Source organism: Empedobacter sp. UBA3239 (assembly GCF_002362875.1).
In the GTDB taxonomy this organism is placed as follows: Bacteria; Bacteroidota; Bacteroidia; order Flavobacteriales; family Weeksellaceae; genus Empedobacter; species Empedobacter falsenii_B.
On the sequence record NZ_DEVJ01000004.1, the window covers coordinates 1 to 22,058 of the forward strand.

Below are 22,058 nucleotides of genomic sequence, written 5' to 3' on the forward strand. Positions count from 1 at the left end.
AAAATTCAGGGGGATATCCACTATATTAAAATATGTAAAAACACCAATCATAGTTTGTACTCTGTAATAATTATCCTTATCTCCTCCTGTGCAATTTTCATTACTTTCACCATTCTGGTCTTCACATAAATCTTTTTTAAAATCAGTGAGACCTTTAGATGAAATTTCGTTTAAAAACATATCAAATTCTTCAAAAGTTTCAAAATTTATAGAATTTGATTGAATTATTTTATAATTCAATTCATTATTAATATTTTTTGGAATAAAAAAATTCTTATTTTTTGTTAAAATATATTTATCAAGTTCTGCCTTATTAGTGATTTTAATTTTTTATGAATCATAATAATTTGAGTCGTCTGAATTTTGACAAGAAGATATTAAGGTTGTTATTAGGAATAGTATTAATATTTTATTAGAACTTTTTTTTTTAATAAATTTTATAATAAAATAAATTAAGGTAAATAAAATTATAATAAATCCTAATTGCCAAATGATAATTTTAATATTCATAGTTATTATTTTAATTATTTTTTTTTAAAGATTAAATTATCTACCAGCTAAATAGGCAACAGATCCAATTCCTACACCTGCTCCAAAAGCAGCAACAGCAGCTCCTGCAACTGCTTTAGCTGATACAACTATACCAAAACAAATAGGAACGAAACCTCCATCAGTAGAAACTTGTTCTTCAAAACCTAATTCCTTTAGATTAAAACTTTCTATATTTTTCATAGTAATAGATTTTAAATCATTTTTTAATTACCTAAACGATTAGGTTGTAACAATAATATAAAGATTTTTTCAAGAAAAAAAACAATAAACATAAATTAGAAAAAGTATCTATATGAATATTTAAAAACGGATAATATTCTAATTATTTATCAAAATAAGATAATTTAACATAATCATTATTATACACCTCTTTTAAATGGCTTAAAACTTTGATATTGTGAGAGTACCGTCTTGAATAAACGAGTTTGAGTTTGAAAACGCTCTGAAAACCACATTTTACCGTTGGATGTAGATATTCGTACGAGACAAAATTATTTTTTTTCGTACTAATTTTTTACTGTAACGTTATTATTTTTTTTATAAATCCCTATAGAGTTTATTCGTGGTTTCTTCGACCGTTCTTCGACGAGAATGCCGTTTTTCCGAAGGATTGTCGAAGAATGGTCGAACGAAGGTCGAACAAAGGGAAAATCGACTAAAAATTCATTTTTCTTCTATCTACGATTAATAGTAGCTTGTATAGAATTTTGTTTTTTCTTAAAAGTGTAGTTGCATAAAAAAGTAATGGACAGAACTGGACAAATGTGGACAAATGTGGACAAATGTGGACACAAAAAGGTGATTTTGTAATTTGTATGGTATAATTTGTTATATTATAGCGTTTAAGTTTAAAATGAACTTTGATTAGAATAATAACTATTTGTCAGCAATAAATTATTAGAAGTATAAAGTAGTTTTATATATTTTTTTGAAACTGTAAAAATGCAACATTATTCAGTAGAAATAATATTTCTAAAAAGTTAAATTGTTTATATTTGATAGTTTGAACTCACATTTTAAGAAAACTATGAAGAAATTTATTTTAAGTTTAGCTGTCTTGGCGATGAGTGCATATTCGTATGCGCAGCAAATTACACTTGAAGGAATTTATGGCGGTAAATACCGAGAAAACTCATTATATGGTGTAAATTCATTGAATGATGGCGAAAATTATACAATTCTTACAAAAGACGGATTGGTAAAACGTTCGTATGAATCGACATTGAAAAAAGGTCAGACTTCTGATGTAGTTGTCGTTCCTGGAAAGTTTGAAGGTTATGAATTTAGTTCTGATGAGCGTTACGTTTTATTGCAAACTAATTCGCACCAAATTTATCGCCATTCGTTTACAGCAAAGTTTGAAGTGTATGATACACAAACAAAATCGAAAGTATTGTTATTTGATGGAAAAGGAATTCAAGAGCCTTTGTTTTCGCCAGATGCTTCTAAGGTAGCTTTTGCTTTTGAGAATAATTTATACATTCAAGACTTAAAATCGAACAAGGTAATTCAAGTTACAACGGATGGTAAAAAGAATAATATTATCAACGGGATCAACGATTGGGTTTATGAAGAAGAGTTTGGTTTCGTAAGAAATTTTGATTGGAATGCTGATGGAACGTCTTTGGCTTATGTTCGTTTTGACGAATCGAAAGTGAAAGAAATTAATATTCCGATTTACCACAATAATCTTTATCCACAAGAATTACGTTACAAATATCCAAAAGCAGGACAAGACAATTCGGAAGTTTCGTTACATGTTTTTGATACGAAGAATAACTCAACTGCAAATGTTAATTTAGGCGGAGTTCAGAATTATTACATTCCGAAAATTAAGTTCTCTTCAAAAGCGAATTTATTAACGGTTGTAACGTCTAACCGTCATCAAAATAATGTAGATGTTTCGTTTTATGATATCAACACGAAAAAAGTAAATAAATTATTTACTGAAACAAATAAAGCGTGGATAGAAACGGATAATTTAACATTAGAATTTTTAGCAGATAATTCGTTCTTATGGACTTCTGAGCGCGATGGAAATAACCATATTTACCATTATGCAGATAGCGGAAAGCTAATTAACCAAGTGACGAAAGGAGATTGGGAGGTAACGAATTACTATGGGTATAATCCTGGTAATAAAACACTTTATTATCAATCAAACTCAAATAATGGAAAACGTATTTCGACAGAAAGACAAATTTCTTCGGTTAGTTTAGATGGTAAGAAAACAACAATGTTGACGAAAAATAATGGAACAAATTCGGCTGCTTTCAGTAAGAATTTTACGTATTTCATTAATACTTTTTCGAATACAACAACTCCAAAAACAATTAGTTTGGTTGAATCTAAATCTGGAAAAGATTTGGGTGTTATCGTTGACAATACTTCTTTAAAAGATAAATTGACTACAGATAATATTGGAACAAAAGAATTATTTGTGTTGAAAACGACAGCAGGAAACGAATTAAATGCTTACGTAATCAAACCAAAAAACTTTGATCCAACCAAAAAATATCCAGTTTTGATGTATCAATATTCTGGACCAGGTTCTCAGAATGTAAATAATGCGTATTTCAACTCAAATGATTATTGGCACATGATGTTGGCACAAGAAGGTTATATCGTTTTCTGTGTTGACGGTCGTGGAACGGGATACAAAGGAGAAGATTTCAAGAAGCAAACGTATTTACAATTAGGAAAATATGAGGTAGAAGATCAAATTGCTGCGGCAAAAGAAATTGGTAAATTACCTTATGTGGACAAATCTCGTATCGGAATTTGGGGTTGGTCTTATGGAGGATTCATGGCTTCGAATGTATTATTCAAAGGAAATGATGTGTTCAAAGCGGCGATTGCTGTTGCTCCTGTAACAAACTGGCGTTATTATGATTCTGTTTATACAGAGCGTTTTATGCGTACACCAGAAGAAAATGCATCTGGTTATGATGACAATTCACCAATTAATTATGCAAACGAGTTGAAAGGTAATTTCTTATTAATTTCTGGTTCTGCTGATGATAATGTGCATCCACAAAACACATTCGAATTATCGGAAGCGTTGGTACAAGCGAACAAAGATTTTGATATGGCAATTTATACAGATAAAGATCACGGGATTTATGGTGGAAACACGCGTATTCAGCTTTACCGTAAAATGACAAACTTTATCAAGAAGAATTTGTAAGAAAAAAGCTGTATTTATTAGAATACGCCAATGAATAAGATGAAACATTATTCAAATTGACAAAAATCATACATTAAATAAAAAAAACCTCTGCATTGTCGGAGGTTTTTTTTATTTTCGTTGATTGCTAATAAAATCTAAATGATATATTAGCGCTTAGTTAAAGAAATTATGAGTCAAAAATTAACTTTAGAGCAAATTCAAAACTTTGAAGGGAAATACCCAAAACAGCTTTGGCATTTGTTTATGGTAGAAATGTGGGAGCGTTTCTGCTTCTACGGAATGAGAGGAGTTCTTGCCATTTTTATGGTAGATATGTTGGGATTAACGGATGCAGAATCAAATTTAAAATATGGAGCAATCCAAGCTTTTGTTTATGCATTTACTTTTATTGGAGGTATTTTTGCAGATAGAATCTTAGGGTTCAAAAAATCATTAATCTTCGGAGGGTTGGTAATGGTTGCAGGAAACTTATTAATTGCAACAGATCCTCATCAATTTTTCTATTACGGAATTACATTAAGTATTATTGGAACAGGTTTTTTCAAACCAAATATTTCTTCGATGGTTGGAGAACTGTACAAAGCTGATGATCCAAGACGTGATGCTGGATTCGGTTTATTTTATTCAGGGATTAATATAGGTGCATTTTTAGGAGGTATAGTTTGTGTTTATTTAGGTAAACAAGTTGGTTGGAATTATGCTTTCTTAGCGGCTGGTATCGTAATGATAATTGGAGTTGTTTTATTCTTATTTATCCGTAACGAGCTGGGACCAATTGGAGATTCTCCACTTGAAAAAATGGATCCTAAGAAAAGATTAATTAGAGAAGTAGCCGTATATGTAGGAGCATTGGTTTGTATTCCTTTAATTTTTATCATGATTCATAATACAGCATACACAGATATGTTTATGTTTATTGTAGGACCATTGGCAATTATTTATTATTTAATTCAATTATATAAAATACCAAGTTCTAAAGAAAAAAGTAAGTTTATCGCTGCTTTTATCATGATTACATTCTCTATTTTATTCTTTGCAATTTTTGAGCAAGCAGGAGGTTCTTTAGCTTTGTTTGCAAACAAAAACTTACATTCAACTTTATTTAGCGTTCCATTAGATCCAAACATTGTGAATAATAGTGCAAACTCATTGTATGTTATTATTTTCTCACCTTTATTAGGTTTAGTTTGGTTATGGATGGCGAAAAAGAAAATTGAGCCAAACACAGTTGTAAAATTTGGTTTAGCTTTCTTGATGTTAGCAGGGGCTTATTATATCTTCTATTCTTTAAGATTTTTTGCTGACGAAAATGGATTATCATCATTAGAAATATTTGCATTAGCATATTTTGCAGTTACAATTGCAGAGTTGTGTTTATCACCAATTGGATTATCAATGGTAACAAAATTATCTCCAAAACACTTAGGAGGAATGATGATGGGATTATGGTTCTTAGCATCTGCTTACGGGCAATATTTAGCAGGAATCTTAGGAGCTGGAATGTCAGACCCAAGTCCAACAGCATCTTTAACAGATAAATTAATGGCTTATACAGATGGTTATCAACAATTGGCAATTTACTCTTTAGTTGCAGGTGTTGTTGTCATCGTATTGTCTCCATTTATTCGTAAATTAATGCAAGACGTAAAATAACTTTTAAGATATACTTTTAACAAACAAACATGAGTTCAAAATCAGAAAATTTCTTTGATTCAAAAGTACTTGGGCATCCGTCAGGGTTGTTCGTGCTTTTCTTTACAGAGATGTGGGAGCGTTTTTCATTCTACGGAATGCGCGTTTTATTAATTCAGTTTTTAACAGCTGCAGTTATTGGGTTAAATCCAGGTTGGGAATGGTCTATAGAAAAAGCAACTGCTTTATATGGAACATACGCAATGTTATTATACATTACGCCCATCTTTGGAGGTATTATTGCCGATAAATACATAGGTTATAGATGGGCAGTTGTAATTGGTGCGATTATTATGACTCTTGGTCATGCATTCATGGCTTTTGATACACCTATCTTTTTATATTTAGGATTGGCGTGTTTGGTTATTGGAACAGGATTCTTTAAACCAAATATGACATCTATCTTATCAGAAATGTACAAAGACTTTCCTGAGAAAAAGGATGGTGCTTATACAATTTTCTACATGGGAGTTAACGCTGGTGCATTCTTCGGAATGATGTTGTGTGGATTCTTAGCAGAAAAAGTAGGATGGCACTGGGGATTTGGTTTAGCTGGAATCTTCATGTTATTAGGAACATTACAGTTCTGGTTAGCAAAACCATTATTTGGGTATATCGGTGAGGTTCCTTCAAAAACAGGAAATCAAATTACTGCTGATGATGATACACCAAAATACGAACCAGGAGAAAAACCAAATCCTTTTACAGTATTAGATCAAGTATTGATCGTTATTATGACGCTTTTAGGATTAGGATATGCGTTCAATGATCCGTTAAATGCAATTGGTGGAATTAACTTATTCCCATTCTCTATCGGAGGATTATCAGGACAAAATGTCGTTATTTTAGTAGCATTATTCTTGTTCTTCTTTGTGGTAATTCGTCGTTTGGCAAATTATACAAAAGTGGTTCGTGATCGTATGATTGCGGTAATTATTTTTGCTTTCTTCGTTATCTTCTTCTGGATGTCTTTCGAACAAGGAGCTACATCATTAGTAATCTTTGCGCGTGATAATACAGAACGTAACTTAATTGGAGGTGCTGCAATGGCATTCAACGTTTTCAATACATTATTAACAGTTGTTCCATTATTGTTCATCTCGTATGTATTGATTTTATTAGCAAAACAAACATTTAAAAAAGCGGCTTTATCTAATGTTGTTTTAGCGTTTACTTTCTTAGGAATTTGGGCTGCTGCAATTTGGATGTTAAACTATAACTGGACTTCTCACTCTTACGATGTTTCTTACCAAGCAATTGAAACGGCTAAATTAGACGACGCTGGTAAACAAGTGATGAACGAAGAAGGACAACCTGTTTTTGATAAAACACCAGTTACGGCTTCTTATGTGGCAAACTCTACAGATAAAATTGTAACTGAAACAATTAATTTAGCTTCTCAAGACGCTTTAACAAAAGGATCTGATATTAATATTCACAAAGAAGGAGATAAATTTGTATTAGTTTCTCCAGAAAGTTTAGTGAAATTAGATACTGAATATAAAAATCAAAATAAACCATCTGAAGTTGTTCCTGCGAAAGTAGCAGAGATTAAAGATTCTCAAGTAGAAATTACCGTTTCTTGGTTCTCTACATTAAACTCTTTCTTCATCATTGCATTAGCTTCGTTAGTTTCTCGTGTTTGGGATTCTAAATACAACCCATCAGCTTCTGTAAAATATGGTTTAGGATTAATCATTATGGCAATCGGATTCGGATTCTTAGCTTTCGGTTCTTACGGAATTTCAGAAGGTGTTAGAGTTTCTATCATCTGGTTAGTATTAGCTTATTTATTCCATACATTGGGCGAACTCTGCTTATCTCCAGTTGGACTTTCGTACGTATCGAAATTAGTTCCAGCACGTATGATTGCATTTATGTTCGGAATGTGGTACCTTGCAATTGCAATTGGTAACAAATTGGCAGCCATTTTAGGAGGTCAAATCGAAAATATTACCAAAGAATATTCGTTATCAACTTTCTTCTTAATCTTTACAATTGTACCAATTGTAGCAGGTTTAATCGTTATCGCATTAAATCCAGTTATGAAGAAATTGATGCACGGAGTTAAATAATAAAGATTGAAATTTATGAAATCAAGCTTAGCAATCGCTGCCCTAATTTTATCATCATTTCTTTTCGGACAAGAAATTAAATGGTTATCATTAGACGAAGCAACAAAGGAAATAAAAGCACATCCAGAAAAACCTGTATTGATTAATTTTTATACAACTTGGTGTGGATTCTGTAAGCGTTTGGACAAAGAAACTTTTACAGATAATAAAGTCGCAGATTATGTAAACAAAAATTACATTGCGGTAAAATTTGATGCAGAAACAAAGGATATGGTAAAATTTATGGGAATTCAGTACACCTATATTGCACCTGCTAAAGCGAATTATATGGCATATGCCTTTACAAACGGACAATTGAGTTATCCTGCAACTGTTTTGATGAACGGAAAAGGAGATATCAACAAAGTCGTTTTGGGTTATCGTAGTTCAACAGATTTCATAAACGATATTAAAATTTAATCGAGAAATAACCTTGTTGAGAGGTTTTCCATAAAACAGAATCAGAAGTTTTTTCGAGTTCTGTAACAATAGAAGGGTAGTTGCTGGCATCAGCAATTACCCTTTTTAAATTTTCATTATTTTCGAAAGGATAAAGATTTGATTGATGAATTAACACATAAAAAGGAGTATCAGAATGTTCTTCATTTAATAAGAGCTTAAATGACTTCGTTTCAATAGAATTTGGATGTTTGATAAAATGTTGATGTTTAAAGTCTGAATCATAAGAGTAGAAACTAACATCTTTTATTCTTTCGTGGATTTTATATGGTTTAATCGTAAAATTATATGTTTTTTCATCTAAAGGATTTTCACTTAAAATGCTTAAACTTCGTTGATTTCTTATGCCGATAATACTATTCTTGTATTGATTAAAAACGATTAATTCATTCGAATGATTGAGTTGATTAATTTGGTGAAATCGTTCCACTTGAATTAGAAATAAAGAAATTAAACAAACAAATAATGCTAGTTTAGATTTTTTTAGGAACAATGGTTTTGATGCATATAAAATAACGCCAATCAAAATTGCGGTAAATAAACTGATGTAAACATCTTTTGCAATAAACTTGAAGTTCGCTAACCAATAAATATATTGATTTGAGTAATAGATAAAATGATTGAAAATCCATGTATAGATTGGAATATTAAGATCGAAAATGATGAGAAGAATACTAATTATTCCGCCACAAATCATAAAAAAGGAAGCAGGAATCAAGACTAAATTTCCAAATAAAAACAATCCTGAAAATTGATTAAAATACAAGACCGAAATTGGTAAAGTTCCTAATTGAGCAGATAAACTTGTTTCAATCATAATCTTGATTTTCTTCAGGAAACTATTTTTAACTTTCCAATAATACTCAAAAATTGGATTGAGCCAAACAATGAAAAAGACCGCTGAAAAACTCAATTGAAAGCCAACATCAAACAAATAATTAGGTTGAAAAACTAGAATGATAAAAGCAGAAAGTGAAAGTGTGTGAAAAATATTTTTTGGTCGGTTGAGTAATTCGCTAATATAATAAATGGTAATCATCAACGCAGAACGAAAAACTGGCGGTTGTAATTCGACATAAAAAGCAAAGATCCAGATAAATATTAAGCTAATAATTATTCTAATTTTTCGACCTTGTTTTAGCTTTAATAATGGTTGTAAAACGAATTGTAAAATCATGTAAATCATCATCACATGTAAACCAGAAATGGATAAAATATGCACAACTCCTGTTGCTACATAACTTTGATTGAGTTCTTGCGAAAGCTCTGTTCTATCACCCAAAAGCATAGACGAAATAATCGCTCTACTTTCAAGGGAATAACCTTGTTCTGTTAGTTCTTTTCGAATCTTGACTTTCGATTTGGCAACCCAATTTCGAAATCCATTTCCTTCTTTGTGAATAGAAATAATTTCATTTGTAAAGATTTGAGAATAAATTCGTTTTCTGTTTAAGAAACGTTTATAATCAAATTGATATGGATTTAACGGTTCTTGGATTTCTCTTTTTTCTCCTAAAATTATGATTTCATCATTGGGATATAAAATTTGTTGTTGAGGTTTGATATGAAGTAAAATTTGCTCATTCGTTTCAATATCTTTTACAACGTAATTGGTATATTTTTCGGTAGAATTAGAACTATAAACGACTTTTAGTAAATGAATTCTCGAAACAGATTCGAAATCAATTTTTGAATGTCTATTATAATTTTGATGAATATAATAGCCTAAAATCATCGAAATGCCTAAAAAAGTGATTATATTTTGACGATTATTATTTTTTAACAAAGAGATAAAAAGTAGAATAATTAATGAAAAAAATATAATTCGTAAATTTGTAGCAGGAATTAATAATTCGGATAAAATTATTCCGATTGAGAAACAAATTGTTAGGGTAAAAAAGAGATACTTTTTCATCCTAATAATTTATAAATTTTTTTACAAATAGTAGGTTTTAATTATTTGTAAATGAATTGATTAAAAAAATAAAAAAATGAAGAAGATTCTTATATTAATTGTGTTATTTTTTACTCAAATGGCAATGGCTCAAATTGATGTAAAACTATCAATCACAAACCTTAAGAAAATGAAAGGAAATTTGGCTATAGAGTTTTATAGAAATGTAGAAAATTATACAAAAGGTCAAAATGCATTCAAAAAATTGTACGTTCCAGTTGCTGATATAGACAAGTATGAAACGGTTTTTAAAGATATTGAGCCAACATTTTATGCGGTAAAAGTGTATTTGGATACGAACAATAATAAACAGCTTGATAAAAGTTTTTTGGGTGTGCGTAAAGAACCGTATGGTTTTTCTAAGAATTTAGATCCTATTTTGCGTGAGCCAACTTTTGAGGAAGCCAAAGTGGATATGACTGAAGAAAATAATACAATTGTAATCAAATTAAACAATAACAAAGGCGAAGAATAATCTTCGTCTTTTTTTGTTAAAATTTAATTGAAAAACCTATATTCAATCCTAATAAAGAAGGATTTTTAGCATCTACATTTTTCAATGGATTTAGCATATATCTATAATTTGGTTCCAAATTTATACTTGATTTATTTGATAAATTATACTCTAACTTAACTCCAGCGTTAGCGCTATAACTCGAATTATTTAAGTTATTTGCTTCGCCTAATTTATAATTTGATCTTGTATTAGTATCAGCTAATGAAATAGAATTTTTCGTTACAGCAAAATAACTTCCTCCCGCTATTGCTATAATATTGAATTTATCAAAACTTGCCAATTTATATTCAACTTCTAATGGAACTTCGATGTAATGAACTTTTTGTTCCATAGTATTGGTTTCAGAAGACAACATGGTCATTGTTGTATGTGATATATTATCACCTACAACTCGAATATTCGAATGATATGTGATATTGTTAGATGATTTTGGCATGCTTGCAGAAAGTGCATAAACACCTGTATTGATTCCCGAATTTATATTGGTTGTATTTTGTTCCAACTCAACTTTTGCAATTCCCGAACGAACATTTATCTTATCATTTAATCGAACAGAAACTTTTGCGCCATAAGCAACTGTAATGTTATTTTTGATGTTGTAATCATTAAATTCATTTGCTAAAATAGATTTTGATTCTAACACTTTTGTTGGATTGATGTACGAAGAAATCGTCAGAAGTGGAGATTTCTGTTTGATTTCTACTTTCTCTTTCTTTTTTTCCTCTTCTTGAAGAACTAATTCTAATGGTTTTTCTTCTAAAATTTTAGGATTAGTTTCTTTTTCAGAAACTTCATTTTTTGGATTGATTGAAGAATTATTTTGTACAAAATTATCTTTTTGAGTTGAATTCTTTTGAGATAATTCTAGTGTTTTATCTTCTTTTTGATTTGGAATTGTATTCGAAAATAAAGTTGATTCTCCAATTATATTTTCAAAATATGAACTTGAACTTTGAATTGTTTTTTGATTTGATTTAGAAGATTTTTTTACAGAAGAAACAATCTTATTATCAAAAGACTTTTCATTTGTATGTTCAATATTATTCCAATCTTTTTTGATAGATTCTTTAGAAGTCGATTTTGTTTTTACAACTTCATTAGTCGGCATATGATTAACGTTAATTGTATCATTTTGATTAAAATAATAGATAGAAATTCCCACAACTAAACATGCCGCAGTAGAACCAATCCAATAAAATAAAGGAATGATTCGTTTTTTCTTTTCTTTCTCGTCTAATTTCTCCTGAATATTTTTCCAAGCATCCAAAGGAGGAAGTTGTGGTTGCGAGAGTTTATCTTTAATATGTTGATCAAATTTGTTCATCTTCTGTGACAGTTTTTAATTGATTGAGTTTTTGTTTTAATAAATTTCGTGCTCTTGATAAGTTTGATTTTGAAGTTCCAACCGAAATGGTCAGCATTTCTGCAATTTCTTGGTGCGAATATTCTTCAAAAACGTAGAGGTTAAAAACTTGCCTATATTGTGGTGGAAGATTATGAACGGCTTCTAACAACTGTTGATAATCAAAATCTTCTTCAACTTCGTCGTCATCTTCCTGTGTGATAATGAGATTTTCGAAATCTTCAAAAGGTAAATTATTCTTCTTTTTTAGTTTTTCTAAATTAAGATTTACCATTATCCGTTTCATCCAACCTTCAAAAGATCCTTCGAATTTGAATTGATTTATTTTATTGAAGATATGAATAAAACCCTCTTGAAAAATATCTTGCGCATCTTCATAATTTTCGGCATAACGAAGACAGATCGAGAACAAAACAGGTGAAAACTCAACATAAATTTCTTCTTGAGCTTTTCTATTTTGTTCTTGACATTGCTTGATTAAAATTTCAAGAGAGTCACTATTCAAAACTTATTGGACTTTATTTTTCTTTGATATTTAACACAATTGAGTCATAAATTGGTTCAGTTGAATTTGGTTTATTTCCCGTCCAAAATCTTAATGTGTACTCACCAGCTTCTTTAGGTGTAAACTTCAAAGTTTTTGTTTCGTACGAAGTATTTTGCGTGCAGTTTCCATTACTTTGACTTGCATAAACACCAATGTTGTGTTTAAAAGTTGTACTTCCTTGTAAAGAGCTAAATTGAATAAAATTTTGACAAGAATTTGTTTTTTCGTACGTTACTCGAATATTTGTAGTTTTTCCTACTGGCTGAATAGAGTCTTCATGAACATTAATTGCCGTTGTTGCTAAAAAACCATAATTCATATAATCTGAGTCATCATTATTTAAACAACTAAATGTTGATAAACCTAAAATACCTACCAAAGCAAACATGCTTAATCTTTTCATTAATTTCATTGTATGAGTTTTAATCGTTATAAAAATAAGATATAGATTTTAGAAAAGGTTGCGTGAAAGAATAAGAAATTAATATATAGAATAAGAAAACCCCTTGAAAATCAAGAGGATTACTTTGTTAGAATAGGTGTAAACTTTAATTAAGTCAATCCTGAAACATTTTAATAATTAGATCTGAATGACATCTATAGCTTACAAGATTAAAAAAACAATAAAAGGTTGCGTCAAACTTTTACTTTTTTTTAATTATTTTTTTAAGTCCTCAGTAATTAGTGAAGCGGTTCTTTCTGAAGCGCCAATTCCACCAAGTTTATGATACAATTCTTCGTAGCTTTTCATGATTTTTTCACGTTTAGGAGAATTTAAAATTAAATCTAATTCTCGTTTGATATTTTCGTAAGTTAAATCATATTGAATTAACTCTTTCACTACTTCTTCGTCCATAATCAAGTTTACCAACGAAATAAAACGAATGTTTTTTACAACACGTTTTCCGATTTCGTACGAAATAGCATTTCCTTTGTAACAAACAACTTCTGGAACTTTCAGTAAAGCAGTTTCTAATGTTGCTGTTCCTGATGTAACCAAGGCTGCATGAGAAACTCGTAATAAATCATAGGTTCTATTCTCAACAATTTTCAAGTTGTTGCCTGCAATTTTTTTATAATTTTCGATTGGTTGAGATGGTGCACCAGCCACAACAAATTGATAATCGGGAAAATCTTTTTCCACTGAAAGCATCAAAGGTAATTTGACTTTAATTTCTTGTGTTCGACTTCCAGGAAGTAAAGCAATAATTGGTCTTTCGTCTAAATTATGATCTTTTCTAAATTGTTGTTCATCAATTGGCGGAAGATTATTCAACGAATCTAATAATGGATTTCCGACAAAATCTACTTTGTAATTGTAACGTTGATAAAATTCTTCTTCGAACGGAAGAATCACAAACATTTTGTCGACAACTTTTTTGATTTTATGAACTCGACCAGTTTTCCAAGCCCAAATTTGTGGCGAAATATAATAGTAAATTTTAATTCCAAGACTTTTTACAAATTCAGCAATTCTGAGATTAAAACCAGGATAATCAACTAAAATAACTGCATCTGGCTGATAAGCTTCGATGTCTTTTTTAGCAACCGAAATATTTCCTAAAATCGTTCTCAAATTCATTACAACTTCAGCAAAACCCATAAACGCCAAATCTCTGTAATGTTTGACTAAAGTTCCGCCTTGCGTTTGCATCAAATCTCCTCCCCAAAATCTGAATTCAGCTTGTGGATCTTTTAATTTTAATTCTTTCATTAAGTTCGATGCGTGCAAATCGCCCGAAGCTTCACCTGCAATGATATAGTATTTCAATGGAAATCATTTTTCTTCTTACAAAGATAGGAGAAATCTATAAGTGGAGTAGATTTCAATGTTTTTTATTGCGTAAATTTACTCTTTCAAACAAAGAAAAATGTCAGACGAAATTATAAATAAAGTTGCCAATAGTAGTTTAGTAACAATTGATTTACAGGATTATTATCCTGATGGAGATCGTGTTGTTTTTGACTTGAAAGATTGGTTATATGAAGAATTGATTCTTAGAGAAAAGGATTTTAGAGAAAATCTGAAAAATCATGATTGGACACAATATCAAGATAAATATGTAGCGTTAACGTGTACTGCGGATGCGATTGTTCCGTCTTGGGCTTATTTGTTGGTCGCAACCTATTTGTCGCCAATTGCGAAACGAATTGTACATGGAAGTTTACAAGATTTGGATACGATTTTGTACACAGAAATTGTAGATCATTTGCCTTATGAAGATTATGTTGATGGAAAAATAATTGTGAAAGGTTGCTCTCACAAACCTGTACCAGAATCAGCTTATATTCAGTTGATTGAACGTTTACAACCAATTGTAAGTTCGTTAATGTTTGGTGAAGCGTGTAGCACTGTTCCGCTTTATAAAAAGAAGAAATAAAAAAATCCGCTCAACGAGCGGATTTTTTTACACATGAATAAAATCGTAATATACTTATTGATTAGTTCTGAAAACTAATTTATTATCTCCAGGTTTTTCTTCGAAATAATCGATTAAAACCGCATCATTATCATTTATTGTTCCTTTTAAAATTTCTTTTGAAAGTTCATTTAATACATCTTGTTGAATAACTCGTTTCAATGGTCGTGCTCCGAATTGTGGATCGTAGCCTTTTCTTGCTAAATAATCGACAGCTTCTGGCGTAATATCTAATGTAATATCACGTTGTGCTAATTTCTTAGCAACTCCGCTTAAATAGATATTCACGATTCCAGAAATTTGATTTTCACTCAATGGACGGAACAAAATAATTTCATCAATACGATTCAAAAATTCTGGTCTAAAGTTTTGTTTCAATTCCTCAAAAACGACATCTTTTGTTTCATCATAAACTTGCGCCACATTATTTTCGTCAATATTCGAGAATTTATCCAAAATCGTATGAGAACCAAAATTCGATGTCATAATGATAATCGTATTTTTAAAGTTAACCACACGACCTTTGTTGTCTGTCAAACGTCCGTCATCCAAAACTTGTAACAAAATATTGAAAACATCTGGATGCGCTTTCTCAATTTCGTCCAACAAAATAACTGAATAAGGACGACGACGAACTGCTTCTGTTAACTGACCACCTTCGTCGTAACCAACGTAACCCGGAGGTGCCCCAACCAAGCGAGAAACTGCATGTCGCTCCTGATATTCGGACATGTCGATACGAGTCATTGCATTTTCATCATCGAATAAAAATTCAGCCAAAGCTTTTGCTAACTCAGTTTTCCCAACACCAGTCGAACCTAAGAATAAGAACGAACCAATTGGTTTTCCTTCGTCACTAAGACCTGCGCGAGAACGACGAATTGCATCAGAAACAGCCGTAATTGCTTCTTCTTGTCCAAGTACACGTTTGTGTAATTCGCTTTCTAAATTCAATAATTTTTCGCGGTCAGATTGCATCATTTTCTGAGCTGGAACTCCAGTCCATTTTGATACAACTTCTGCAATATCATCTGCATCAACAAACTCTTTTACTAGTTTGTTTTGTTTATTCTGTTCAAGATTATGTTCAGCTTCTTCTAAATTATTTTTTGCATTTACTAAATCTTCAAACTCTAATTTTGAGGCTTTTGCATAATCATAATCACGTTTTGCACGCTCAATTTCGAATTTGATATTTTCGATAGATTTTCTTAAATCTTGAACTTCATCGGCACGATTTCTTTCCGCTTCCCATTTTGAATTCAATTGATTTCTTTCGTCTTGAAGATTAGATAATTCTTCTTTCAAAAGATTCAATTTTTTCTCATCATTTTCACGTTTTATCGCTTCAATTTCTATTTCCAACTGAATAATTCTACGATCTAATTTATCTAAATCTTCTGGTTTAGAATTCATTTCCATTCTCAACTTAGAAGCCGCTTCGTCCATCAAATCGATGGCCTTATCTGGTAAAAAACGATCTGTAATATAACGTGTTGATAATTTTACAGCCGCAATAATTGCTTCGTCTTTGATTCCAATTTTATGGTGTTGCTCATATTTATCTTTGATTCCACGCAGAATAGAAATTGCAGATTCTTCATCTGGCTCTTCAACCATTACTTTCTGGAAACGACGCTCTAAAGCTTTATCTTTTTCAAAATATTTTTGATATTCATTCAAAGTTGTAGCACCAATCGAACGTAATTCGCCACGAGCCAAAGCAGGTTTTAGGATGTTTGCTGCATCCATTGCGCCTTCTCCGCCACCGCCAGCACCAACAAGCGTGTGAATCTCATCGATGAATAAAATAATTTCTCCATTCGAAGCAGTTACCTCTTTTACAACGGCTTTCAAACGCTCTTCGAACTCACCTTTGTATTTTGCACCCGCAACCAAAGCTCCCATATCCAATGAAAAAATTTGTTTATTCAAAAGATTTTCAGGAACATCTCCATTGATGATACGATGAGCTAAACCTTCTGCTATAGCAGTTTTACCAACACCTGGTTCACCAATAAGGATTGGGTTATTTTTTGTACGACGAGATAGAATTTGTAAAACACGACGAATTTCTTCGTCACGTCCAATTACAGGATCTAATTTTCCTTCTTTTGCTAAATCTGTTAAATTTTTAGCGTATTTATTTAATGAATTATATGTTCCTTCTGCGTTTTCAGAAGTTACTCTTTCTCCGTTTCTCAATTCTGTTACTAATTTTTTTGTGTTGTCGAATGTAACACCTCTATTTTTTAATAACTGACTTACAGGTGATACATTCTTGATTATACCTAATAATAAATGCTCTAATGTGATAAAATCATCGTTCATCTCTTTTGCAATTTCTTGTGCAGATTGCAAAATTTGGTTAGATGAATTGGAAAGATGATTTCCTTGTTGACCTTCAATTTTTGGATATTTATTGATTTCTAAATCCAGCTCTGGTTTCAACATATCCATTTTTACACCTTGTTTTTCTAAGATTAATGATAATACGTTTTCATCAACATCTATCATTCCGCCTAAAATATGAGCTGGTTCTATTGCTTGATTTTTTTTAGCAACTGCAATTTGCTGCGCTGCTTGAATCGCCTCACGACCCTTTATTGTAAATTGATTAAAATCCATTGGTTTTTAGTTTTTTATATTGGTTTTGTTTGTTGTACTTCATCAAAAAAAATTCCAAAGTAGAAATAAAACCTAAAAACTGACTTTTTGACTATATTGAATAAAAAAAGGAGACATTTTGACAACATCTCCTCTCGTTTAAAAATTTTTATAGTATTTAAAATAAACCTTCTACTGATAAATAGCGTTCGCCAGTATCGTAGTTGACAGTTAATATTTTTGCTTCTTTGTCTACTTCATTCAATGTTTTTGCAACTGCAGCCAGCGAAGCTCCTGTCGAAATTCCAACAAATAAACCTTCTACTTTAGCCACTTTTTTTGCAAATTCATATGCTTCTTCTTTTGTAATTTGAATAGAAGAATCAACAATTGAAGTATCTAAATTAGTTGGAATAAAGCCTGCTCCAATTCCTTGAATCGCGTGTGGACCAGGATTTCCTCCTGAAATGACAGGAGAATCGGTTGGTTCTACAGCGATAACTTTTGTTGAAGAATTAATTTCTTTCAATGCTTTTCCAATTCCAGAAAGATGTCCACCTGTTCCAACTCCTGTGATTAAATAATCTACTCCTTGTGGAAAATCAGAAAGAATTTCTTTTGCAGTTGTATTATAATGAACTGTCGGATTCGAACTATTCTCAAATTGTTGCGGAACCCAAGCGCCTTCTATTGTTTCGGCTAATTCTTGTGCTTTTGCAATAGCGCCTTTCATTCCTAATTCTTTTGGCGTTAAAACAAATTCAGCACCATAAGCTTCCATAATTTTTCGACGCTCAATTGACATTGATTCTGGCATTGTGATAATCATTTTGTAACCTTTTACAGCTGCAACAAATGATAAGCCAATTCCTGTATTACCCGAAGTAGGTTCTATAATTGTTCCTCCAGGTTTTAAAATTCCAGCTTTTTCCGCATCTTCAATCATTGCTAAAGCAATACGATCTTTAATTGATCCACCTGGATTTTGTTTTTCTACTTTAATATAAACATTATGGTTGGGAAATAATTTATTTAGTTTAATAATTGGTGTATTTCCTATAGTTTCTAATACGTTATTGTAAATCATTGTTGTAAGGTTTTAGATGATATAATTGATATGTTGTTCTTTTTTTTGTTTTTTTATTTGCGGTTGATTCTCTTGATAGACAACAGAATCTTCTTCTATACTTTCTGTAATCCAAACATTTCCACCGATTATAGAATTTTCTCCAATTACAGTTGTTCCTCCCAAAATAGTGGCTCCAGCATAAATCGTGACATTGTTTTCTATTGTTGGATGACGTTTTTTATCAGCCAAATTTTTCGAAACATAAAACGCTCCTAATGTTACGCCTTGGTAAATTTTTACATGATCACCAATCAATGTTGTTTCTCCAATCACAATTCCTGTACCATGATCGATATAAAAATTTTTTCCAATTGTAGCACCAGGATGAATATCAATTCCAGTTTTAGAATGTGCATATTCAGAAAAAAAACGGGGAAGAATTGGCGTATTTAATTTATAGAGAATATGTGCTAAACGGTGAATTGCAATCGCAAAAAAACCTGGATAAGCTAAAATGATTTCAATTTCTGATTTAGATGCAGGATCATTTGCATAAAAAACAAAAATCAGTTCTTCTAATTCTTGTCTAAGTTGTTTGAATTGTTCAAAAAAGTATAAACTAATTTGATTCGACTTCTCCTCAGGAACAATTTTTAACAAGATAGAATTGAATTGATTGAGTAAATCTTCTTTCTTATACAAAGGATTTGGTTGTTGAAAAATCTCATCATAAATAATGGATTCTATCAACGGTTCTACTTCTTGTTTTCTAAATGGTAAACTGTATTTCGTAAGCTGATACATTCTTAAATCTATAAACTCTATAAAAATAGTAGGCAAATGTATTCATTTTTTTATTCTTGAAGAAGAAATTGTCGAAAAAATGACAAAACCCATAAAAATGCTTTCTCTTTTATTATTGCTATGTAAGCATAATAATACACTGTTTTGACTTTTATGAATAAAATCTATTTTTATTTATTTAAAATTATTTATTAAATTAAATAACTGGTAATCAATATTATAAAAGGGTTTATGTGTTTAAAAAAGATTATTTTTATAAAAAATAAAGCATAGTGTTTTATTTACACTAAAAAATAGTTATTTTAGTGAAATAAATTTTAAAGGATAAAAATATGAAAAAATCAATTTTATTCGGATTATTCTTTATGTTGACATCTTTAATGTATGCGCAATCACCAATTGGAATTTGGAAAACAATTGATGATGAGACAAAACAGGCGAAGTCTTACGTAGAGATTTTCGAGAAAGATGGAAAACTTTATGGTAAAGTCACTAAGATTTTAACAAAAGGAAAAGAAGATGCAAAATGTACAGATTGTTCAGGCGCATTAAAAAATAAACCAATTTTAGGAATGCAAATTCTTTCTGGTCTTAAAAAAGATGGAAAGGAATGGAATGGTGGAAAAATCATTGATCCTAATAGTGGAAAGGAATACAAAGCAAAAATGTCTCTTAACGGAAATGATAAATTAGACGTAAGAGGTTTTATCGGGATTTCTCTTGTAGGAAGAACGCAAACTTGGCAACGAGTTAAATAAAAATCAAAACAAAAACGAAAAGGTTACTCTGAGTAATCAAACCCACAAAATTTTACTCTATAATGACTATTTCTAAAAGAATAGTCATTATTTTTTTTACGTAAATTTGTAGCTTCAAAACTAAGGTTTTGATTTTCTAAAATACATCAATGAGTTTAACTAAAAGAGCGTTCTCATACGCAAAACCATATAGAACTTCGTTTGTTACAGCGATTATATTCAATTTACTCTATGCACTTTTCAATGTAATTGCATTGGCTTTTATGATGCCAATTTTGAGTGTTTTGTTTGGTGAAAAATCACCTGGAGTTATCGCAAAACCTATTTATTCTGGTGATTTGGGTAATCTGAAACAATTTTTTTCAGATTATTCAGCTTATTATATGAATGAGCTTTCTCAAACTCAAGGACCAGTTTATGTGTTAGCGATTTCGTGTGTGATATTTATTATTGCATTTTTATTTCGAAATATTTTCAGTTTTCTTTCAGAAACTTCTTTGGTAGACTTACGTTCGGGTGTGACACGTGATTTACGTGTTGATATTCACAACAAAATTATTGATTTGCCAGTTGCTTATTTTACTGAAAAACGAAAAGGAGATATGATTAATCGTATTTCAAGTGATGTAAACGAAGTAGAATCTAACATCTTAAATTCAATAGTAGAGATTGTTCGTTCGCCAATTATGATTATTGTTTTCGTTGTGGTATTGTTTACAGTTAGTTATCAATTAACAATTTTCGCTATTTTAGTTTTTCCAATAATGGGAACAATTATTTCGTTGATTGGAAAAAGTCTGAAAAAAGCTGCAGCTCACGCACAAGACGAATTATCTAACATTATTACTTATGTAGACGAAACACTTTCTTCGCTTAAGATTATCAAAATTTTTAATGCTGAAGATCAAGTAAAAGGTCGTTTTGATGAATCAATTAATCGTTATCGAAAATATCTTCAAAAAGTAATGAAAAAACGTGCTTTGGCCTCACCAACAAGTGAATTTTTAGGTGCTGTTACAATTGGATTAATTGTATTTTTTGGAGGAAAATTATCGTTAGAAGGAAATGGTTTAACCGGTTCACAATTCATCTTTTATATCGCAACATTTTATACATTATTAGATCCGATTAAACGTTTTTCGAAAGCATTATCAGATGTACAAAAAGGAGAAGTTTCTGCACAACGTATTTTTGAAGTTTTAGATGCTGATGTTTCGATAAAAGATGTTCCAGATGCTAAAGGAATTGATGTGTTTGAAGATAAAATTGAGTTTAGAAATGTCACATTTGCTTATGGAAAACATAATGTGATCGAGAATTTTAATTTAACAATTAATAAAGGAGAAACCGTTGCTTTAGTTGGGCAATCTGGTTCTGGAAAATCGACTTTGGCTAATTTAATTACTCGTTTTTGGGATGTGAAATCAGGTCAAATTTTGATTGATGGAATTGATATCAAACATATAAAATTAAATGATTATCGCTTGTTATTTGGTTTGGTTACGCAAGATTCTATTTTGTTTAATGATACAATTTTTAATAATATTTCATTAGGTGATAAATCTCCAAATTTGGAAAAAGTAGAATATGCTGCGCAAATTGCAAATGCGGAAGAGTTTATTGTAAAAATGCCAGAAAAATATCAAGAGTCAGTAGGAGAGGGAGGTAGCAAGCTTTCTGGTGGACAAAAACAACGTTTAAGTATTGCGCGTGCGGTTTATAAAAATCCACCGATTATGGTTTTGGATGAAGCAACTTCTGCTTTGGATACGAAATCTGAAAAATTGGTACAAGTTGCCTTGAATAATATGATGCAAAATCGTACTTCTTTGGTTATTGCGCACCGTTTATCAACAATTCAGAATGCGGATAAAATTGTTGTAATGGAAGCAGGTAAAATTATTGAACAAGGAAATCATCATTCACTTATCGAGAAAAAAGGCGTTTATGCCAATTTGGTAAATATGCAGAATTTTGAATAAAACTTACTTTATATAACAAAAAAATCCGCT

At 30.9% G+C, this 22,058-nt stretch carries 18 protein-coding genes; 8 read left to right on the forward strand and 10 right to left on the reverse strand.

Annotation, left to right across the window (positions count from 1 at the left end; all coding sequences use genetic code 11):
• Positions 1-240 (reverse strand): hypothetical protein (locus B4G36_RS00600; protein WP_291061231.1); only part of this gene is annotated, 240 nt, incomplete at its 3' end.
• A 306-nt stretch (positions 241-546) separates the two neighbouring features.
• Positions 547-732: a class IIb bacteriocin, lactobin A/cerein 7B family gene (locus B4G36_RS00605; RefSeq protein ID WP_291061233.1), complete on the reverse strand. Its 186-nt coding sequence runs from the start codon at positions 730-732 to the stop codon at positions 547-549.
• A gap of 847 nt (positions 733-1,579) precedes the next feature.
• Between B4G36_RS00605 and B4G36_RS00610 the strand changes: the two genes are divergently transcribed.
• The 4 genes from B4G36_RS00610 to B4G36_RS00625 all read left to right on the forward strand — a co-directional run bounded on the left by B4G36_RS00610 (position 1,580) and on the right by B4G36_RS00625 (position 7,968).
• Entirely contained in the window at positions 1,580-3,739 is a 2,160-nt protein-coding gene (locus B4G36_RS00610; RefSeq protein WP_291061234.1) for a S9 family peptidase, read from the forward strand.
• 171 nt (positions 3,740-3,910) lie between these two features.
• Entirely contained in the window at positions 3,911-5,395 is a 1,485-nt protein-coding gene (locus B4G36_RS00615) for a peptide MFS transporter (RefSeq protein ID WP_125348915.1), read from the forward strand.
• 29 nt (positions 5,396-5,424) lie between these two features.
• A complete protein-coding gene (locus B4G36_RS00620; RefSeq protein WP_291051849.1) occupies positions 5,425-7,509 on the forward strand; it encodes a peptide MFS transporter in 2,085 nt (694 codons plus the stop codon).
• 15 nt (positions 7,510-7,524) lie between these two features.
• Entirely contained in the window at positions 7,525-7,968 is a 444-nt protein-coding gene (locus B4G36_RS00625) for a thioredoxin family protein (RefSeq protein ID WP_125348917.1), read from the forward strand.
• Here the strand turns inward: B4G36_RS00625 and B4G36_RS00630 are convergent.
• Positions 7,958-9,922 carry a ComEC/Rec2 family competence protein gene (locus B4G36_RS00630; protein ID WP_291061235.1) on the reverse strand — a complete coding sequence of 655 codons (1,965 nt, stop codon included), beginning with the start codon at positions 9,920-9,922 and terminating at the stop codon, positions 7,958-7,960. The two genes, B4G36_RS00625 and B4G36_RS00630, sit on opposite strands and share 11 nt — an antisense overlap.
• Positions 9,923-9,998: 76 nt before the next feature.
• Here B4G36_RS00630 and B4G36_RS00635 point away from each other — a divergent pair, with 76 nt between their 5' ends.
• Positions 9,999-10,436: a DUF2141 domain-containing protein gene (locus B4G36_RS00635; RefSeq protein ID WP_260391932.1), complete on the forward strand. Its 438-nt coding sequence runs from the start codon at positions 9,999-10,001 to the stop codon at positions 10,434-10,436.
• Positions 10,437-10,452: 16 nt separating this feature from the next.
• Here the strand turns inward: B4G36_RS00635 and B4G36_RS00640 are convergent, their stop codons facing one another.
• The 4 genes from B4G36_RS00640 to lpxB form a co-directional block, all read right to left on the reverse strand.
• Positions 10,453-11,802, reverse strand: coding sequence for an outer membrane beta-barrel protein (locus B4G36_RS00640; RefSeq protein ID WP_038333276.1), 1,350 nt, complete (start codon positions 11,800-11,802; stop codon positions 10,453-10,455).
• Positions 11,789-12,346 (reverse strand): RNA polymerase sigma factor, encoded by a 558-nt coding sequence (locus tag B4G36_RS00645; RefSeq protein ID WP_038333274.1) that lies wholly within the window; start codon positions 12,344-12,346, stop codon positions 11,789-11,791. Before B4G36_RS00645 ends, B4G36_RS00640 begins: the two co-directional genes overlap by 14 nt.
• Positions 12,347-12,359: 13 nt before the next feature.
• The gene (locus B4G36_RS00650; RefSeq protein WP_180905443.1) at positions 12,360-12,800 is read right to left on the reverse strand and encodes a hypothetical protein; all 441 of its coding nucleotides are present in this window, start codon (positions 12,798-12,800) and stop codon (positions 12,360-12,362) included.
• Positions 12,801-13,046: 246 nt separating this feature from the next.
• Positions 13,047-14,159, reverse strand: coding sequence for a lipid-A-disaccharide synthase (lpxB, locus tag B4G36_RS00655; RefSeq protein WP_286494960.1), 1,113 nt, complete (start codon positions 14,157-14,159; stop codon positions 13,047-13,049).
• Positions 14,160-14,259: 100 nt separating this feature from the next.
• Here lpxB and B4G36_RS00660 point away from each other — a divergent pair, with 100 nt between their 5' ends.
• Positions 14,260-14,769, forward strand: coding sequence for a DUF2480 family protein (locus B4G36_RS00660; RefSeq protein WP_221855726.1), 510 nt, complete (start codon positions 14,260-14,262; stop codon positions 14,767-14,769).
• A 54-nt stretch (positions 14,770-14,823) separates the two neighbouring features.
• Here the strand turns inward: B4G36_RS00660 and clpB are convergent, their stop codons facing one another.
• The 3 genes from clpB to epsC form a co-directional block, all read right to left on the reverse strand.
• Positions 14,824-17,436: an ATP-dependent chaperone ClpB gene (gene clpB / locus B4G36_RS00665; RefSeq protein ID WP_291048033.1), complete on the reverse strand. Its 2,613-nt coding sequence runs from the start codon at positions 17,434-17,436 to the stop codon at positions 14,824-14,826.
• Positions 17,437-17,593: 157 nt separating this feature from the next.
• Positions 17,594-18,502, reverse strand: coding sequence for a cysteine synthase A (cysK, locus tag B4G36_RS00670; RefSeq protein ID WP_115002351.1), 909 nt, complete (start codon positions 18,500-18,502; stop codon positions 17,594-17,596).
• 12 nt (positions 18,503-18,514) lie between these two features.
• A complete protein-coding gene (gene epsC / locus B4G36_RS00675; RefSeq protein ID WP_291061237.1) occupies positions 18,515-19,288 on the reverse strand; it encodes a serine O-acetyltransferase EpsC in 774 nt (257 codons plus the stop codon).
• Between the two features lie 332 nt (positions 19,289-19,620).
• Here epsC and B4G36_RS00680 point away from each other — a divergent pair, with 332 nt between their 5' ends.
• Together B4G36_RS00680 and B4G36_RS00685 are read left to right on the forward strand one after the other, a co-directional pair.
• Complete coding sequence (locus B4G36_RS00680) at positions 19,621-20,046, forward strand: DUF2147 domain-containing protein (protein ID WP_286486909.1); 426 nt, start codon at positions 19,621-19,623, stop codon at positions 20,044-20,046.
• A 149-nt stretch (positions 20,047-20,195) separates the two neighbouring features.
• Positions 20,196-22,028 carry an ABC transporter ATP-binding protein gene (locus B4G36_RS00685; protein ID WP_291061240.1) on the forward strand — a complete coding sequence of 611 codons (1,833 nt, stop codon included), beginning with the start codon at positions 20,196-20,198 and terminating at the stop codon, positions 22,026-22,028.
• Positions 22,029-22,058: the final 30 nt, after the last annotated feature.

What these genes read in the sequence shown, in the direction of transcription:
- B4G36_RS00620 (WP_291051849.1), top strand. Translation starts at nt 5,425, where the DNA reads ATGAGTTCAAAATCAGAAAATTTCTTTGATTCAAAAGTACTTGGGCAT.
- B4G36_RS00625 (WP_125348917.1), top strand. Translation starts at nt 7,525, where the DNA reads ATGAAATCAAGCTTAGCAATCGCTGCCCTAATTTTATCATCATTTCTT.
- B4G36_RS00660 (WP_221855726.1), top strand. Translation starts at nt 14,260, where the DNA reads ATGTCAGACGAAATTATAAATAAAGTTGCCAATAGTAGTTTAGTAACA.
- B4G36_RS00640 (WP_038333276.1), bottom strand. Translation starts at nt 11,802, where the DNA reads ATGAACAAATTTGATCAACATATTAAAGATAAACTCTCGCAACCACAA.
- cysK (WP_115002351.1), bottom strand. Translation starts at nt 18,502, where the DNA reads ATGATTTACAATAACGTATTAGAAACTATAGGAAATACACCAATTATT.
- B4G36_RS00635 (WP_260391932.1), top strand. Translation starts at nt 9,999, where the DNA reads ATGAAGAAGATTCTTATATTAATTGTGTTATTTTTTACTCAAATGGCA.
- B4G36_RS00650 (WP_180905443.1), bottom strand. Translation starts at nt 12,800, where the DNA reads ATGAAATTAATGAAAAGATTAAGCATGTTTGCTTTGGTAGGTATTTTA.
- B4G36_RS00630 (WP_291061235.1), bottom strand. Translation starts at nt 9,922, where the DNA reads ATGAAAAAGTATCTCTTTTTTACCCTAACAATTTGTTTCTCAATCGGA.
- B4G36_RS00680 (WP_286486909.1), top strand. Translation starts at nt 19,621, where the DNA reads ATGAAAAAATCAATTTTATTCGGATTATTCTTTATGTTGACATCTTTA.
- B4G36_RS00610 (WP_291061234.1), top strand. Translation starts at nt 1,580, where the DNA reads ATGAAGAAATTTATTTTAAGTTTAGCTGTCTTGGCGATGAGTGCATAT.
- B4G36_RS00685 (WP_291061240.1), top strand. Translation starts at nt 20,196, where the DNA reads ATGAGTTTAACTAAAAGAGCGTTCTCATACGCAAAACCATATAGAACT.
- B4G36_RS00605 (WP_291061233.1), bottom strand. Translation starts at nt 732, where the DNA reads ATGAAAAATATAGAAAGTTTTAATCTAAAGGAATTAGGTTTTGAAGAA.
- epsC (WP_291061237.1), bottom strand. Translation starts at nt 19,288, where the DNA reads ATGTATCAGCTTACGAAATACAGTTTACCATTTAGAAAACAAGAAGTA.
- clpB (WP_291048033.1), bottom strand. Translation starts at nt 17,436, where the DNA reads ATGGATTTTAATCAATTTACAATAAAGGGTCGTGAGGCGATTCAAGCA.
- B4G36_RS00615 (WP_125348915.1), top strand. Translation starts at nt 3,911, where the DNA reads ATGAGTCAAAAATTAACTTTAGAGCAAATTCAAAACTTTGAAGGGAAA.